Origin of the sequence: Formosa sp. L2A11, assembly GCF_009796865.1 — a bacterium.
Classification (GTDB): domain Bacteria; phylum Bacteroidota; class Bacteroidia; order Flavobacteriales; family Flavobacteriaceae; genus Formosa.
Window position 1 is genome coordinate 2,138,189 of record NZ_CP047028.1, and the last position, 16,904, is coordinate 2,155,092.

The 16,904-nt window shown below is 31.3% G+C and carries 14 protein-coding genes; 4 read left to right on the forward strand and 10 right to left on the reverse strand.

The window, feature by feature from the left end; translation table 11 throughout:
- The first annotated feature begins 58 nt into the window (after positions 1 to 58).
- Positions 59 to 1,531, forward strand: a complete 1,473-nt coding sequence (locus GQR95_RS09305) for a potassium/proton antiporter (protein ID WP_159022908.1) — start codon at positions 59 to 61, stop codon at positions 1,529 to 1,531.
- Positions 1,532 to 1,630: 99 nt separating this feature from the next.
- Here the strand turns inward: GQR95_RS09305 and GQR95_RS09310 are convergent, their stop codons facing one another.
- The 3 genes from GQR95_RS09310 to GQR95_RS09320 form a co-directional block, all read right to left on the reverse strand.
- Positions 1,631 to 2,431, reverse strand: coding sequence for a haloacid dehalogenase type II (locus GQR95_RS09310; RefSeq protein ID WP_159022909.1), 801 nt, complete (start codon positions 2,429 to 2,431; stop codon positions 1,631 to 1,633).
- A 52-nt stretch (positions 2,432 to 2,483) separates the two neighbouring features.
- Positions 2,484 to 3,086, reverse strand: coding sequence for a TetR/AcrR family transcriptional regulator (locus tag GQR95_RS09315; protein WP_159022910.1), 603 nt, complete (start codon positions 3,084 to 3,086; stop codon positions 2,484 to 2,486).
- Between the two features lie 75 nt (positions 3,087 to 3,161).
- On the reverse strand, positions 3,162 to 3,899 hold the full coding sequence (locus GQR95_RS09320; RefSeq protein WP_159022911.1) for an NUDIX domain-containing protein: 738 nt from the start codon (positions 3,897 to 3,899) through the stop codon (positions 3,162 to 3,164).
- Positions 3,900 to 4,211: 312 nt separating this feature from the next.
- On the opposite strand from GQR95_RS09320, the gene GQR95_RS09325 reads away from it, so the two are divergent.
- The 3 genes from GQR95_RS09325 to GQR95_RS09335 are packed head-to-tail and all read left to right on the forward strand — an operon-like array spanning position 4,212 to position 8,310.
- Positions 4,212 to 5,927, forward strand: coding sequence for a cytosine permease (locus tag GQR95_RS09325; protein WP_159022912.1), 1,716 nt, complete (start codon positions 4,212 to 4,214; stop codon positions 5,925 to 5,927).
- Positions 5,928 to 5,931: 4 nt separating this feature from the next.
- A complete protein-coding gene (locus tag GQR95_RS09330; RefSeq protein WP_159022913.1) occupies positions 5,932 to 7,422 on the forward strand; it encodes a mannitol dehydrogenase family protein in 1,491 nt (496 codons plus the stop codon).
- Between the two features lie 6 nt (positions 7,423 to 7,428).
- Complete coding sequence (locus GQR95_RS09335) at positions 7,429 to 8,310, forward strand: carbohydrate kinase (RefSeq protein WP_159022914.1); 882 nt, start codon at positions 7,429 to 7,431, stop codon at positions 8,308 to 8,310.
- Between the two features lie 97 nt (positions 8,311 to 8,407).
- On the opposite strand, the gene GQR95_RS09340 is transcribed toward GQR95_RS09335, so the two are convergent.
- The 7 genes from GQR95_RS09340 to GQR95_RS09370 form a co-directional block, all read right to left on the reverse strand.
- Entirely contained in the window at positions 8,408 to 10,588 is a 2,181-nt protein-coding gene (locus tag GQR95_RS09340; protein ID WP_159022915.1) for a DUF748 domain-containing protein, read from the reverse strand.
- 262 nt (positions 10,589 to 10,850) lie between these two features.
- Positions 10,851 to 11,297 (reverse strand): GNAT family N-acetyltransferase, encoded by a 447-nt coding sequence (locus GQR95_RS09345; RefSeq protein WP_159022916.1) that lies wholly within the window; start codon positions 11,295 to 11,297, stop codon positions 10,851 to 10,853.
- Positions 11,298 to 11,363: 66 nt separating this feature from the next.
- On the reverse strand, positions 11,364 to 12,524 hold the full coding sequence (locus GQR95_RS09350) for a DUF6051 family protein (RefSeq protein WP_159022917.1): 1,161 nt from the start codon (positions 12,522 to 12,524) through the stop codon (positions 11,364 to 11,366).
- A 290-nt stretch (positions 12,525 to 12,814) separates the two neighbouring features.
- A complete protein-coding gene (locus GQR95_RS09355) occupies positions 12,815 to 12,997 on the reverse strand; it encodes a DUF2892 domain-containing protein (protein WP_159022918.1) in 183 nt (60 codons plus the stop codon).
- Between the two features lie 17 nt (positions 12,998 to 13,014).
- On the reverse strand, positions 13,015 to 13,320 hold the full coding sequence (locus GQR95_RS09360; protein WP_159022919.1) for a hypothetical protein: 306 nt from the start codon (positions 13,318 to 13,320) through the stop codon (positions 13,015 to 13,017).
- 101 nt (positions 13,321 to 13,421) lie between these two features.
- The gene (locus GQR95_RS09365; protein WP_159022920.1) at positions 13,422 to 13,610 is read right to left on the reverse strand and encodes a hypothetical protein; all 189 of its coding nucleotides are present in this window, start codon (positions 13,608 to 13,610) and stop codon (positions 13,422 to 13,424) included.
- A gap of 45 nt (positions 13,611 to 13,655) precedes the next feature.
- Positions 13,656 to 16,850, reverse strand: coding sequence for an efflux RND transporter permease subunit (locus tag GQR95_RS09370; RefSeq protein ID WP_159022921.1), 3,195 nt, complete (start codon positions 16,848 to 16,850; stop codon positions 13,656 to 13,658).
- Positions 16,851 to 16,904: the final 54 nt, after the last annotated feature.

Here is a 16,904-nt window from a genome sequence, read left to right on the forward strand (position 1 = left end):
ATTTCGTTTAGCATCAATAATAAGTTAAATTTGTTTTTATACCATAAGCTATAAATTAATGAATCTAACTATTGAAAACATATTACTTGTTGGCTCTTTATTGCTGTTTATCAGTATTATTGTTGGTAAGACGTCTTATAAATTTGGAGTTCCTACTTTAATTTTATTTCTATCTATTGGTATGTTGGCGGGATCTGATGGTATTGGAGGCATTCTTTTTAACGATCCAAAACTTGCTCAATTTATAGGTATTGTTTCTCTTAATTTTATATTATTTGCGGGAGGTTTAGATACGCACTGGCCTACCGTAAAACCCATTATTAAAGAAGGTCTTGTTTTATCTACTTTAGGTGTTTTGCTTACCGCTGTTACTTTAGGTACATTTGTTTGGTATGTAACAGATTTTACTATTTTTGAAAGTATGCTGTTAGGATCTATTGTGTCTTCTACAGATGCTGCAGCGGTTTTTTCAATTTTACGATCTAAAAATTTAGCCTTAAAAACAAATTTAAGACCAACTTTAGAATTAGAAAGCGGAAGTAACGACCCCATGGCTTATGTATTAACATTAGCTTTTTTGAGTTTGGTTATAAACCAAGATCAAGATGTAATGGGTATAATACTTATGTTTTTTCAGCAAATGATTCTTGGCGGATTGTTAGGATTTGGTTTTGGAAAGTTGAGTAAATTAATTATCAATAAAATTACATTAGATTTTGAAGGTTTATATCCTGTTTTAGTCATTGCTTTAATGTTTATAACGTTCTCTGCAACAGATTCTGTTGGAGGAAATGGATTTCTTGCCATTTATATTTGTTCAGTTTATTTAGGAAATCAAGACCTAATACATAAATCTACCATTTTAAAAATGTTTGATGGTATGGCTTGGCTTATGCAAATCGTACTGTTTTTAACTTTAGGGTTACTTGTATTTCCTTCAGAAATTATTCCTTATATGGGCATTGGATTACTTATTTCAGTATTTCTAATTCTCGTAGCACGACCTTTAAGTGTGTTTATTAGTACTATGTTTTTTAAAATGAAAAACAGAAGACGTTTATATATTTCTTGGGTAGGTTTAAGAGGTGCTGTTCCTATTGTATTTGCAACTTATCCGCTTTTAGCAGGCATAGAAAAAGCTAATATTATTTTTAATATTGTATTTTTTATTTCTGTAACTTCTATACTAATACAAGGCACAACATTATCTCTTTTTGCAAAATGGTTACATGTTGCTATGCCAGAGGAAGCTAAAATAGAACGCGAGCACGAACGTTATATTCTAGATTTACCTAAGTCTGCTATGGAGGAAGCTACCATACCAGAAAATAGTTTTGCTGTAGATAGTCGTATTGTAGATTTACATTTACCTAAATCTGCATTTATTGTTATGATTAAAAGAAAAGGACATTTTGTTCGTCCGGGAGGTTCTACCATAATTGAGGCAAATGATACTTTAGTTTTATTATTAGATAACGACGAAAGCTTAGAAGAAATTAATGCGTTACTAGCTCAGTCTTCAATTTCTTAAATTGATTAACATAAAACAGAGTTCTTATTTTCATTTATCATAACAATAAATTAGAATAAGAACTCTTAAATAAAAAGGGAGGTACTATTAGTGTTTTATTTATTTTAGTGCAATTAATTTCTCAGTAATTAGTTTTAAGTTCGCTTCGTTTATTTCTGGATTATCTGCTAAAGGGTATAATTGTGCTCCTGGTCTGCTAATAAAAGCAGCTCTCCAATTTGCCCACAAAGCTCCTGCAATATCCCATCCGTGTGCTGCAACTAATAGGCATTCATTTTTAGAAATTCCCATTTTACGTGCTGCCCAATCGTAAGCATCTGTATGAGGTTTAAATTTTCCAATATCTTCTACGCTTAATCTCTCATCAAAATAATCAATTAAGCCTGCATTTTTAAATTGTGTTTCTACGCCAATGTTAGAAGAATTTGTAAAAGACACTAATTTATAACCAGCTTCTTTTAAGTCTGCCAGTGCTTCTTTTACTTCTGGATGTGCGGGAATAGAACGTAAAGGCGTTAATATGGCCGTTTTTGCTTCTGTTTCTGTAATTGTAATTCCGTTATTTGCAGCTACCATTTGTAATGCAGCTGCACCAATAACTCCAAAATCATTGTATTGTCTTCCAACTGTAGTTACTAAAGAGTATTGTAACATGGTTGTAAACCATAGAGGTAATAAATCTGGTCTGCCACCAAGTGCATCTCCAACACTTTTTTTCATTGTAGTTAGGTCAAGCAAGGTTTCATTGACATCAAAAAATAAAACTTTCGGTCTTTTTCCTTCTTCAATTATATCAGGTTTTTGACTATTATTTGCAGCAAATCCTAAAGAAGATACAGCTGTACCTCCTAAACTTAATAAAGCTGTTTTTTTCATAAAGTCTCTTCTCTTGTTTGTCATGTTTTATTCTTTTATAAACATACTAAATGGTATGTTTTGGTGTTTGAAAAAGTTATATTTTGAATTGTTTAATGTATAATGAAAGGCCATTTATATAATCATCTAGAATAGTATCGTCTGTATATAGTTTTCTAATACCTCGAATACCTTCAAAAGCACTTATTAAATAAATAGCGGTTGCAGCACTAGATATATTCTTATTAATTGTATTTTCTTTTTTTCCTCTATCTAGTAAATCGATTAATGCCATTTTCCATGTTTCAATAATATTTTTAAGTGCTAATTGATAAGCTATTTCATGATCTCCAACTTCATTAATTAAATTATTCATGGGACAACCATGCTTTTTTTCATAAACATTAAAAGATTTTAGACGATCTAGAAAAACATGTTCTAAGATTTGTAATGGATTTCCTGTATTACTTAGCGGTGTAACCATACTTTTTATTACCCTTTTCTGCACCTTTAGACTAATTACTTCAAGTCCTAACTCTTTTTTGTTTTTATAATGATGATAAAAAGCACCTTTGCTTAAAGCTGTTTCTTTCATTATTTTATCTATACTAGTTGTTTTAAAACCATTTTCATGAAATAATTTAAACGCTTTATCTATTATAAGTTGTTTTGTTAGTTCAGATTTTAAATCTTGTTGCATGATCCAAATATATAAAAAATACCATACAGTATGTTTTATTTTTGTTTCTGTTAACTTTTAAAATTAGGTGAGTTATTAAATACTGATTAAATAATTTTTCTTAAACATTTTCTCGTATACATCTTTACTAAACATATAGAGCTGTGCTGGTTTTTTAGAGATACCAACTTGTTTTTCGTCTAAAGGAATAATGTATTTTTTATTAATTAATTTTCGTCTAAAATTACGGTTATCGATCTCTATACCTAATATAGACTGATATAAATCTTGAACTTCGTTTATGGTAAATTTATGAGGTAGCAGTTCAAAAATAATAGGTTCTGAAAGGCACTTTTCTTTTAAATCTTCATAAGCTTCTAAAATAATTGCTTTGTGATCGAAGCCTAATTCAGGCAAATCATTTACAGGAAACCATTTTGCTTGATATTTGTTTTCTTCAAGATTAACATCTTCTGTTTTAATTAAAAAATAATAAGCAATGGTGATTGTTCTGGTACTAAAATCTTCATTTTTAATCCAAAGCAAATCTTTTTTATTTAATAATCTATCAGGATTTCCAAAGGCTTTAAACTGTTTTTTGTATAAACCACTTAACCCTGTTAATTCGTTTAATGCCCTTGTTGCAGTATCATCTAAGGTTTCATTTTCATTAACGTGATATCCTGTTAAGACATAATCATCTACAATAACTTCAGAACCAACTTCAGATTCTAAATATCGTTTTATTAATAAAACATTTAGGTTTTTCTCTATTGTATTGTATCCAAAGACAACACAGTCTACAGATACATTGCTGATTTTTTGTGATTCCATAAGCTTAATTATTATACAAATTTAACAAAATGTTTTTCAATTATATAATTTTTAAACGTATAAAGTACATTAAATAATTAGAGAGGATATTTATTATTTATATTCTAAATAAGATAATTTTATAATATAAATAGGTTAATATAGAATATATTACTTTAATCTTTTGTTATTTAATTATTTTGAATACCTTTGATATATGTTATAAAACGTTAAAAACACGTTTGTAAAAAATGTCAACCTAATTGGAATTCTACATTAAAGAATTTTAAAAAAAGACATAGTATTTTAAACAAACAATAATACTAACTGGATATGGAAACGAGCAATAATTTTAAAGAGTTCGAAAAATTAGATGAGGAACAATTACCGGTGTCTAAATATAAATTACACGATTGGACTCATTTTGCAGGCTTATATGCTGCAGAGCATGTCGCAGCAACAGAATTTGTTATTGGAGCAACGTTTGTTGCTTTAGGAGCGACAACAAAAGATATCCTTTTAGGGTTATTAATAGGTAATATACTTGCTGTTTTAAGTTGGACATTTATTACGTCTCCTATAGCGGTAGATACACGTTTAAGTTTATACACATATTTAAACAAAATTGCAGGAGATTCTATGACAAAGCTCTATAATTGGGCTAACGTTATTATTTTTACTGTAATTTCTGCAGCTATGATTACCGTTTCGGCAACAGCTGTTCGTTTCGCCTTTAATATTCCTGCACAACTTAATTGGTATCCCACAAATTTATGGTTTGTATTTATTGTTTTATGTGTTGGTTTAGTTGTGGTTTCAATAGCAATTTACGGTTTTAAAGCTGTTACCGAATTTTCTGGTATTTGTGCACCTTGGTTATTTGTTATGTTTATTAGTGGTGCATTTGTATTACTTCCTGCTTTGTCTCTTTCAGACTTAGGGCAAACCATTCCTTCAAGTTGGTCCGATTTTGTAACTTTAGGAAACCATTCTATCTGGACCGGATTAAATAGTGAAGGGAAACCTGGTATTGGTTTGGTAGAAGTGATTGGATTTGCATGGGCAGCGAATACCATTACCCATTTTGGCTTAATAGATATGGCAATGTTGCGTTTTGCTAAAAAGAAATCTTACGGATTAACAACCAGTACAGGAATGATGTTTGGACATTATGTAGCTTGGATATCTGCCGGAATTATGGGAGCAGGAGCTGCTGTTATAATAGGAAAACCAATTGTAGCATTAGATCCTGGAGACGTTGCATATTACGCTTTAGGGTGGTCTGGATTTGTAATTGTAATTGTTGCAGGTTGGACAACTGCTATTGCTAATTTATATAGAGCAGGATTAGCTGCTCAGGCCGTTTTTAATTCGCACTCACGTAAAAAAACAACTTTAGTTGTTGGAGGTGTTACCATGATCGTAGCATGTTTCCCATTTGTATTTAGTCAGATATTACCTTTATTAACGTACGCCGGATTAATAGTTGTACCAGTAGGAGGGATTGTGTTTGCAGAACATCAAATATTTCCTAGAATTGGATATACACGTTATTGGTCGCATTACAAACATTTAACATTTAGTACTCCAGCTATTGTGTCTTGGGGCTTAGGTCTTGTTTTTGGGTTTGGATTAAATGTGTTGGAGGTTATGCCTTTCTACTATCTTTTTCTACCAACATGGGCCTTTACAATTATAATTTATACTGTTTTGGCAGGAAAATATGGTGCTAAAGCATCGTATCCAGAAGAAGAATTAAAAGAAAAAGTAAGAAACGAAAATATAATTAAATTTCAAGACGAAAAAGCGAAGCTAACCACGAAAACGATTGAAGATCATTCTATCTTTTCTAAAGTCTTATTAGTTATTTCTACAGTTACTTTAATCATCACTTTAGTCTTAGCATGTATTGTATTATTTGGAAGTGCTAACGAAAGTATTTATATAGAACACAGAGAGTTATTTTACCGTTACGCATTTGTGTGTACTGTAATTTATTTTGTAACTGCATATTGGAAATTAAAAAGAGGAAAAAATAAAAACATATAATATCGTGGAAAATTTAATTAAACTTAATCAGATGAATTTGGCCGAAGTTGCCAAAAAAGTATCTTGTCCAACTTACGATCGTTCTAAAGTAAAGGCAGGTATTGTACATGTGGGTATTGGTGGTTTTCACAGAGCACATGAAGCGTTTTATACAGATCAATTACTACACGATGCCAATGTTACAGATTGGGGTATTTGTGGTATTGCATTATTAGAATATGACACAAAAATATATAATACTTTAAAAGCGCAAGATGGTTTATATACACTTGTTATTAAAGAATTAGATGGTACGCTAACTAAACGTGTAATTGGTTCTATAGTCGAGTGTTTGTACGCTCCGGAAAATCCAATGCAGGTTATAGAAAAAATGGCAAATCCAGATATTAAAATTATAACCCTAACGATTACCGAAGGCGGATATAATTATAATGAAGCGACCGAAGCATTCGATTTCGATAATCCGCAAATTCAATACGATTTAGAACATCCAGATGCTCCAAAAACGATTTTCGGATATTTAACTCAAGCCTTAAAACGTCGTAAAGAAAACGGATTAGCAGTTACTATTCAATCTTGCGATAATATTAAAGGTAACGGTGATTTAGCAAAACGTATGTTATTGAGTTATGTTGAAAAAGCAGAACCTCAATTAATGGATTGGATAGAAGCAAATGTTTCTTTTCCAAATAGTATGGTAGACCGTATTACTCCAGCAACGTCTCCTGTAGATATTTCCAATTTAAATACCTCTTCAGGAATCGATGATGCTTGGCCAGTAGTTTGTGAGCCATTTCACCAATGGGTTATTGAAGATAAATATAAAGTAGGACGTCCTGCTTGGGAAACTGTAGGAGCACAATTTGTAGAAGATGTAGATCCTTACGAAAAAATGAAATTAACGCTCCTTAATGCCGGACATTCTGTGTTAGGAATTTTAGGCGCATTAAGAGGCTATGCTACCATTGATGAAGCTGTTTACAACCCTGAAATTAGTACCTTCTTAAAATTGTACATGGATCAGGAAGTAACGCCAACATTATCCGATTTAGAAGGTGTAGATCTAGATGCTTATAAAAGCATGTTGCTTAAACGTTTCGGAAATATTTATATGAAAGACCAGATAGATCGTATCTGTTCAGAGAGTTCTGCTAAATTTCCAATATTTGTTTTACCAACCGTAAACTCGGAATTAGCAAGAGAAGGATCTGTAGATTTTGCTGCTTTAGTTGTTGCTGCTTGGGCTATTTACAGTTTAGGAAAAGACGAACAAGGACAAGATCTTATTATAAAAGATGCTATGGAAACAGCTCTAGCAAAACAAGCTGTATTAGCTAAAGAGAATCCAGCAGTATTTTTAGAATTAGAATCTATATTCGGAAAACTTAAAACATCAAAAACCTTTGTTAATGCGTTTACAAAAGCATACAAAGCGATTTCTGAAAATGGTATAGAACACAGTGTGATTGCTTGGAATAACTCGACTTTAAAATAAAATTAAATGAAAAATATAGTTTGTTTTGGCGAGGTATTATGGGATGTGTTTCCAACGCATAAAAAAATTGGAGGTGCACCATTAAACGTTGCTTTAAGATTACAGTCTTTTGGTAATAAAGTGTCTATTATTACCCGAATAGGTAAAGATACTAAAGGTACCGAAATTGCAGATTTTATTAAAGAACATGGTGTAAATACAGAAAATGTTCAGGTAGATGACGCTTTAGAAACAGGAGCTGTAGATGTGGTTTTAGATGAAACAGGTTCTGCGTCGTATACCATTAATTTACATCGTGCTTGGGATAATATTCAGCTTACCGAAACTGCTATTGAAAAAGCTAAACAAGCAGATGCTTTTATTTTTGGAAGTTTAGCTGCTAGAGATACAACTTCTAGATCTACTTTATACAACCTGTTAAAAGTTGCAAAATACAAGATTCTAGATATTAATTTAAGAGCTCCGCATTATACTAAACCGGTCTTAAATTATTTAATGGAAGCAGCAGATTTTATAAAATTTAATGATGATGAGATTTTTGAGATTTCTAAATCTCTAGGTTTTGAATCTGAGTCTTTAGAAGATAATATTTTGTTTATCGCAAAACAAACAAACACAAAATCTATATGTGTAACCATAGGATCTCGTGGTGCTATTTATTATCATGATAATACGTTTTACCATAACGAAGGCTACAAAGTGAAAGTGGTAGATACAGTTGGAGCAGGAGATTCTTTTTTAGGTTCTTTTATTAATAAATTACTAAAAGGAACACCACCGCAAGATGCTATAGATTATGCTTGTGCTGTTGGTGCTTTAGTTGCTAGTCACGAAGGTGCCAATCCAAAAATTAAGGAATCCGACATACTTGCTTTTATAGCGTCTTAGTTGGAAATAATTTATAACATTAAAAAGCCTCAAGTGTGTACTTGAGGCTTTTTAGATTATAAAAAGTATTGTTATAGAATAATTTAGTTCTGTTTTTTTAGTGTTTAGGCTCTAACATATCGTATTTAATTTTAAATCGAGATTTAGATCCTGTATGCTCTGGTTCTTTAGGATCTGCAGCCAATACTTTAATTCTAGTAAACGTATTTTTTTCTTTTAAATACGCGTTTGTGTTTTTTATAAGCTTACTATTATATTGTGTTGCTAAAGAATCTAAATTAATAGTGGCACTTAATTTTGAAATAGCAGCTTTAACTGAGATAGAATCAGAACCTGCTTTTTTACGTAAATAGATTTCAAAAGCTTTATCCTTTTTAGTATAATCTTGTTTTGTTTCAGCATTAAATGCATTACCTAATTCTGATAATGCGATGGCTTCTTTTTGTAACTTTAAATCGACATAATGCTGTATTTCAATTTTTAATCCCTTTTTCTTGTTTTCTAAATCTATTAGCTTATCTAGTTGTCTTAAAGGTTTTCCTTCTGGAATTGTATCTAGATAAATAAACTCAATTTCTTCTAAATCTTTAGGGTCACCATCAACTAATCCTCCTAAAAATTTAATTGGGCTAGCCACCGTTTTTATAATTAGGTTTTTTAAGGTTGTAACTACTATTTTACGCATATTTACAGATGGATCGTTCATGTTTCCACGAACAGGAACATCTAGATTAACATCTCCATTTTTATCTTTTAATAAAAATAATGCAAATTTTAAAGGGAGTGCATTTAAACCTTTTGCGGCGCTAGAGACTTCTGCATCTTTAAGCATAAGTTTGTTTTCGCTTGTAATCTCTCCGTCTACGATTTTTGTTGTGGTCTTGTAAAAAAAATCGCCTTCTAAAATATCGTGATTTAAATAGTAACGAGAATAAATATTAATGTCGGATAACAAGAACCTCTCTATGGTAATATCTATTTCTGCATTATCTGTACTTAAGGGATTAGCACTTAATTTGGCTTTAAGAGTTCCGCGATTGTTTAAAAGCATCTCTGAATAGATGGTTATCCAATCTGCCTTGCTCGAAATACTATCTGAGTTTATTTTTATATCGCTTAAATGATAGTCGAATTCTTCTCCTGTTAAATTATCTGTATAATCTAATACGCCATGATTTACATTTAAATGGTTAATGGCATAGTATAGTTCTGGTGAGTTGTTTGTAGACTGAATAGTATCTTTAGGTTGTTGTACTAATGAATTTTCTGTTTTAGAAGATGTGTCGTCTAACTTGAAAATTTTGAAGAGATTATTAGTCACAGAATCTAACTGAAAATAGGAGTAAGGTTCTGTCAGATTTAAGGAATCTATTACATACGAACTGTTGGTGTAATCTATCTTTTGTAACTTGGTATTAACTTTTTTTAATGCAATAACTTTTTTGTTGTTGCTGTCTGTCATTTCAAAATCGTTAACAGTTGCCTTTCCCGATATTATAGCTTTTACAGCATTGTTTATATTACCAGTAACTTTAATTTGAGAATTAAGCCGTCCATTAAAACTATTTATTTCAGCATATTCGGATACATATTTATAAAATGAATTTAAATTTAAATCGTTAATAGATAAGGTGGCATTAAATTCACCATCAATAGGATTCATATTTATATTTGAAGAAAAATAACCTCCATTTTCAAAATTAAATTTTAAATCGGCATTACTTTTTTCTTCTTGATTCCAACCTATATAAGGAATAAGAAAAGAAATATCTTCAATATTTGTAACCTGATTTACGTCTTTATCATTAAAAATAAAGTTGGCATTTTTCAATTCAAGATTGTTTAAACTGTATTTAAAAGGATCTTCGTCTTCAGGTTCTTCTACTTGTGTACTGTCTTCTGTATAAAAAGCTATTAAATCATCAAAATTAAAAACAGAATTTTTTTGAGTTGTATTAATGGTTAATCCTTTTATATAAAGTTGCTCTACAACCAATTCATTTGTAATGTAGCGGTAAGGTTCTGTATCTAAAATTAGGGTGTCTAGGCTTATAAAATCGGTAACATCATCTGCTTCAAACATTTTAAAGTCAATTACCTTTATTGTTCCTGTAAAATAATTAATTTTTAATTTATTAATATCAATTTGTCTTCCAAGCAGTGTTTTACTATTATTTATGGCATAGTTTTTTGCTACAATTGGTAATAATATAAGTGTTAGTATAATAAGTAGTAGTAGGACTAATCCGCCTATCTTCCATTTTTTTTTAATGTTCATATGTGTTTATAATAAGGGGAAGAATTCCAAAGTACATTTAATTAAGTAGGTTTTATCTTGCAAAGATATTAAATAGAGATCATATTAGTTATATTAAAAATGTAATGATTTTGAATGAAATTCTCTGTTTTTAACCTGAAATGCAATATTTCTTATCTAAAATAAACTGTAACTAAAATTTTATTGAATTAGGCTTAATTATGTCTTATTAAAAGTAGTGGAGTAGGACTTTTTTTAGGAGAATATTAATCCTAGTTTTATTTTACAACTTTTTTTTGAAACAGTTACTGTTTTCTACACCTTGGTATTGTGCATAATTTGGAATAATGTAATACCCACTTTTATTATACAAGGCTATAGATTCAGGTTGTTTGGTTCCGGTTTCTAGTACAGCAAATGTATAACCAAGTTCTATGGCCCAACCTTCTAACTCTGTAAGAATAATGGCTGCTAAACCCTGTCTGCGATTCTGTTCTCTTGTATAAATCCGTTTTATTTCAACAGTTGTAGTGTTAAAAGGTTTTATAGCGCCACAAGCTACAGGAATATTATTTTTATAAGCAATAATAACATGTTTTATGCTGTCAATGGTACTGAACTGAGCAAAAAAGGCATGATCTTCTCCGTCTCTTATTGTTAAATCTGCATCTAATAATTTTACAAGTGCTATAAAATCTGTATCCTTAGAGTTTGTCCTAATAAGTTTCATATTCTTGTTTGTCTTAGATTTTTTTAATGCCAAAAATCAGTTTAAATATAATATGTAACATATAAACTAAGCATTGAAAAAATTACAAACTTTATTAAAAACCAGTTCAAAATCTTTAGCAACTTGTGCGTTATTCGTTAAATTACTAGGAAAGGGATTTTCGTGAGTATACTCTCTATCAAAATCTAATTCGTCTACTTTTATGTTTATGTCTCGGTACGCACCTTTTAAAGTATTAATAATTTCAAAAGAAGGAATTACATAATCTTTTTTTAAGGTTATGGCATAAATATCATCTTCGTGTTGCTTTAATAAAGTTTCTCTAAAATCTCTCTTTTTTTGATAATCGAGCATGCAATGTAAAACTTCACCTTCTAAATGATCTTCTAAAATATAATGTTTAAGGAGGTTATCTTTTTTTAAGAATTTATCGAAATGTTCAATTAAAAACGAATACAAAGCGACATTGGCTTCGCTATCTAAAATAAATTTAGACACAGAAGAGAATCTATTAAAGGTTGTTCCGCTACAAAATAAACACATTTTGGTATTAGAAAAATAGTTCTTATAGTTTGTGAGTTTTAGAATTTGTGCAAGAAACCCTCCTATGGAATAGGCAAAAATATCGAATTGAAAATCTTTACTTATATCAGGGTTTTTACCTAATTTAAACTCTTCTATAAGCTGAATAATGTCATGATAGGTTTGTAATCCTGAATAAATAAAACGTTGTGGCATGGCATGTAATCGCATGCTTATAGCAACGTTAGATAATGTTGAATTTATAATGTTTGGATATTTTTTTTTGCGTTCCTCACTTAGTTTATACATATCTCTTTTACTACTCCAATATTTAGGAGCACGTTGCATGTGGAAAGCTAGAGGAAATAAAATAACAGGATTACCTGTGCCTTCGCAAATGGCCTCTGCCCAAGGTAAGTATTTGGTCCAATCGCGTTCGTTAAAACCATGAAAAAGGAATATTATTTTTTTTGCAGCTGTTTTACCTTTTGGTTTTATTATTTGGTATTTAAAAAACCGATTTTCTTCTACAGAAATATCTTTTATATGTACATGATCGTTAATGGTACCAACCTCTGTTCTAAATTGTGAGGTGTTTTTTAACTTTAAATGATGTTTAATACATTCGTATTCGTCAGCTCCAGGAAGTAAATTGTACGATAACGATTCAAAAGGGTACTCTAATAATTCTGTTTGTGTATCCATGTTTATAGTTTAAAACTACTAACCATTCAGTGATTTATAAGCGGAAGTCTTTAAAAAAAAGAATTATTTTTAATAATGAAAACTTCGCACTTAGACGATACGTAAATTTAACAAAAATACATCTGATATTTATATGTACTGCGCTGTTTTTAATATTGAAATGCAATAGAAATTATATAGAACATAACTTAAAAATACCTGGTTTTTTTATCTCAATTTAATACATGAAAAACCGGGAACTAAAATTAATTATGGCTTTTAAGTTATGTTCTTAATAAAAAAAAAGATCCTTATTTAATGCCTAATTTCTTTAAAATGGTTTCTAATAAACACCATTTTGTAAAGGCAGACTGTATTAAGTTTACGCCAATAAATACCGTAAACCACATCCAATTTGGGCTAACGTACACCGTAAGAACAACGCTTAATAAAACCATTATGCCTACAATAATTCTGAAATATGTATTTAACATGTTATTTGTTTTTTTGTTTATATATAGCGTTCTACAGGAACAACAATCGCTCTAATAGGACTGTTCATTTTTAATTTTGAGTTATATGCTTTTATCAATTCAAATAATGTATCAATATTTTTATCTTCAGTAAACGAAAAAAATAAATGCGATTCATTACTTAATTTCTCTCCAGAAAACCATTGCGGTTCCATTAATACAGAATTTTTATTTTTGAAACCTTCAATATCCGAACTGCTTAAATTTTCAATATTTGCTTCTTTAAAGAGCCTCAAAATATCCTTTTGAAACACGCCTACAGATGTTACTATAACTAATTTCATGATGTGTAATGTTAATGCCTTTTCGTGTGCAATCGAGAACTAATATTAATGGTTATACATGTTAGTTTGTTTGCAGTTCCGATTGCATCCGATTGGGCTAATTATTTATAATTTTTCTTTTCAATCATGTAATACACTAACGGCACTACTAATAAAGTTAATACCTTAGAAACAATAGTTTCTCCCATTAACGAAATCGCTAATCCCTGAAATATAGGATCAAATAAAATCACGAAGGCTCCAATTACTACAGTTCCTGCTGTTAATTTGTTTATGTTTTTGTTACCCACAGATTGTTTTCTATGATAATTTTTACAATCTGCGGGAAAAATATTTTACTTATAATTTTTCTTTTCAATCATATAATACACTAATGGTACTACCAATAAAGTAAGCACAGTAGAAACAATAGTTCCTCCCATTAACGAAATCGCTAATCCCTGAAAAATAGGATCAAATAAAATCACGAAGGCTCCAATTACTACAGTCCCTGCTGTTAATAAAATAGGTGTAGTTCTAACTGCTCCAGCTTCAATAGCGGCTTGTTTTAAAGGAATGCCTTCTTCTAATCTTAAATTTATAAAGTCGATTAGTAACACGGAGTTCCTAACCATAATTCCTGCTAATGCAATCATTCCAATAAAAGAGGTTGCGGTAAAGAATGCTCCCATAATCCAGTGACCGAGTATAATTCCGATTAACGATAAAGGTATTGCAACCATCATAACGATTGGTGCCTTAAAGTTCTGGAACCAACCAACAATTAGTAAGTAAATAATAATAATCGCTCCTAAAAAGGCAATTCCTAAATCTCTAAATACCTCTAGAGTAATTTGCCATTCACCATCCCATTTTACGGTGTAATTATCCTCAAACTCTGGCTGACCTAAATACATTTCATCAAGCTTGTAACCTTCAGGAAGTGTAACATCTTTTAGTTTGTCTTCCATGCCTAAAATGGCATACACAGGACTTTCTAATTTCCCGGCCATATCTCCCATAACATAAACCACACGTTTTTGGTTTTTACGGTAAATGCTTTTTGCTTTTGTAGATGGTGTAATATCTACCAAATCGCCAATCGTAATCATTTGGCCTTGATTAGATTTTACTTTTAATTGTGAAATATCACTTAAAGTCGATTTCTCTTTTTCATCTAAGGCTAAAACAATTCCTACTTGTTTAGATGCATTTTCATCGTAAAGTGTTGTAATTGCTCTGTTAGACAATGCCATGTTTAGTGTATATACAATTTGTTGCGGTGCAACACCGTACAACATTGCTTTTTCCTTATTTACATTAAATTCGTATTCTACTTGGTCAGCTTCAACCATCCAATCTACATCTACAACATCATCGGTGTTTTTAAGGATATTCTGAATTTGATTGGCTACTTTAATTTGTTCGTCGTAATCCGGTCCATAAATTTCTGCAACAATGGTAGACATTACAGGAGGTCCTGGCGGAACTTCAACAATTTTTACATTAGCATTATATTTAGAACCTATTTTCTGTATTTTTGGACGTAACAAACGTGCAATATCATGACTCTGTGCAGTACGTTCTTCTTTGTCTACTAGATTCACTTGAATATCTGCCATATTACTTCCACCACGTAAATCGTAATGACGTACCAAACCATTAAAGGTAATAGGCGCAGAGGTTCCTACATAACTTTGGTAGTTTACCACTTCTGGTCTAGTAGATAAGTATTGTGCGACTTCTTGAGTTACCACAGCAGTACGTTCTAATGTCGTTCCTTCAGGCATGTCGACCACGATTTGGAATTCATTTTTATTATCGAAAGGCAACATTTTTACAGCTACAGATTTTGTAAAAAACAATACCATAGATGCCATTAATATTAAGAATGTAATTCCTAAAAACAACCAACGTTTCTTTTTGTTTTCAAGTAAAGGGCGTTCAAATTTATTGTATAATTTATAAATACGAGTTTCTTCCATTGGTTTCTCTACCTTTTCTGGAGCTCCTTTTTTATCTTTTTCACGTAGAAAAACATATCCCAAATACGGTGTAATGGTTAAGGCTACAAATAAAGATAAAATCATGGCAATAGAGGCTCCAATTGGCATTGGCGACATATAAGGTCCCATTAATCCAGATACAAATGCCATTGGTAATACAGATGCTATTACTGTAAATGTGGCTAAAATAGTGGGGTTTCCAACTTCGTTAATTGCATATAAAGCAGCTTGTTTAAACGGCAAGCGTTTCATTTTAAAATGCCTGTGCATGTTTTCTGCAATAATAATAGAATCATCTACCACAATACCGGTTACAAATACCAAAGCAAATAAGGTAATTCTGTTAAGCGTATAATCCAACATGTAGTAGCTCAGCAACGTTAATGCAAACGTAATTGGTACCGATAAAAACACGACTAAACCACCACGCCAGCCCATAGCTAACATCACGACAAATGTTACTGCAATGATAGAACCAATAAGGTGTAATAATAATTCCGATACTTTTTTAGATGCTGTTTCTCCGTAGTTTCTTGTAATTTCTACATGAACATCGTCTGGAATTAAGTGTTTACGTAAATGGTCTACTTTTTCTAAAATCACATCTGCAATTTTCATCGCATCTGCACCTTTCCGTTTTGCAATAGAAATGGTTACTGCAGGATATTCAGAATTGTAAGTTGTGCCTTTTTCACTTGCTTGTCCGAAACCTAAACTCACATAGTTTTGTGGCACTTCTGGACCATCAATTATGGTAGCGACTTGCTTTAAATAAATGGGCTGATTTTGTTGTACACCAACCACTAAATTTTCTACATCTTCAACAGTTTCTAAGAATTTACCAGTATTTACAATAAATTCCGTATCACTTTTGTCAAAACTTCCAGCGCTTAATTGTTTGTTATTCGCCTTAATCATTTCAGAAACGGTTAAGAAATCTAAACCACTAGCAGCTAGTTTGTCTTTATCTAAAACTACACGCATTTGGCGGTTTCGTCCCCCAATTTTATGTGTTACAGCGACATCATTTACCTTTTCAATTTCGTCAGTTAATTCTTGCGCCATTTGCTTCAATTGGTAATCGTCGTAGTTTTCACTCCACAACGTTAACCCTAACATGGGCACATCGTCTATCGCACGTGTTTTTACTAGAGGGAACGTAACACCTTCAGGCATTTCGTCCATATGTTTATTAATTTCGTTGTATAATTTTACAAACGAACGCTCTATATCTTCACCTACATAAAATTGAACAATCACCATTCCTTGTTCCTTCATAGACGTTGAATACACATACTCGACACCTTTAATATTCGAAATTAATTTCTCTAAAGGTTTTATCACTCGCGACTCAACTTCGGTAGGACTTGCGCCAGGATAGCCCACAAAAATATCGGCCATTGGCACATCAATTTGCGGTTCTTCTTCACGCGGAATTAAAAATGAACTATACACTCCAACAACCATAAACACGATCATTAAAAGTACAGTTAGCTTAGAGCCTATAAAGACTTTGGCTATTTTTCCTGCTAAACCTTCTTTCATAATTTATCTTTTTTTGGGCGTTTTAACAGGCTATTTGCTATATCTTTTTAATGT

Bases quoted from the DNA above. Each gene is read 5' to 3' on its own strand.
- GQR95_RS09355 (WP_159022918.1), bottom strand. From the start codon at position 12,997: ATGTTAAATACATATTTCAGAATTATTGTAGGCATAATGGTTTTATTA.
- GQR95_RS09310 (WP_159022909.1), bottom strand. From the start codon at position 2,431: ATGACAAACAAGAGAAGAGACTTTATGAAAAAAACAGCTTTATTAAGT.
- GQR95_RS09305 (WP_159022908.1), top strand. From the start codon at position 59: ATGAATCTAACTATTGAAAACATATTACTTGTTGGCTCTTTATTGCTG.
- GQR95_RS09370 (WP_159022921.1), bottom strand. From the start codon at position 16,850: ATGAAAGAAGGTTTAGCAGGAAAAATAGCCAAAGTCTTTATAGGCTCT.
- GQR95_RS09335 (WP_159022914.1), top strand. From the start codon at position 7,429: ATGAAAAATATAGTTTGTTTTGGCGAGGTATTATGGGATGTGTTTCCA.
- GQR95_RS09340 (WP_159022915.1), bottom strand. From the start codon at position 10,588: ATGAACATTAAAAAAAAATGGAAGATAGGCGGATTAGTCCTACTACTA.
- GQR95_RS09325 (WP_159022912.1), top strand. From the start codon at position 4,212: ATGGAAACGAGCAATAATTTTAAAGAGTTCGAAAAATTAGATGAGGAA.
- GQR95_RS09320 (WP_159022911.1), bottom strand. From the start codon at position 3,899: ATGGAATCACAAAAAATCAGCAATGTATCTGTAGACTGTGTTGTCTTT.
- GQR95_RS09315 (WP_159022910.1), bottom strand. From the start codon at position 3,086: ATGCAACAAGATTTAAAATCTGAACTAACAAAACAACTTATAATAGAT.
- GQR95_RS09360 (WP_159022919.1), bottom strand. From the start codon at position 13,320: ATGAAATTAGTTATAGTAACATCTGTAGGCGTGTTTCAAAAGGATATT.
- GQR95_RS09350 (WP_159022917.1), bottom strand. From the start codon at position 12,524: ATGGATACACAAACAGAATTATTAGAGTACCCTTTTGAATCGTTATCG.
- GQR95_RS09345 (WP_159022916.1), bottom strand. From the start codon at position 11,297: ATGAAACTTATTAGGACAAACTCTAAGGATACAGATTTTATAGCACTT.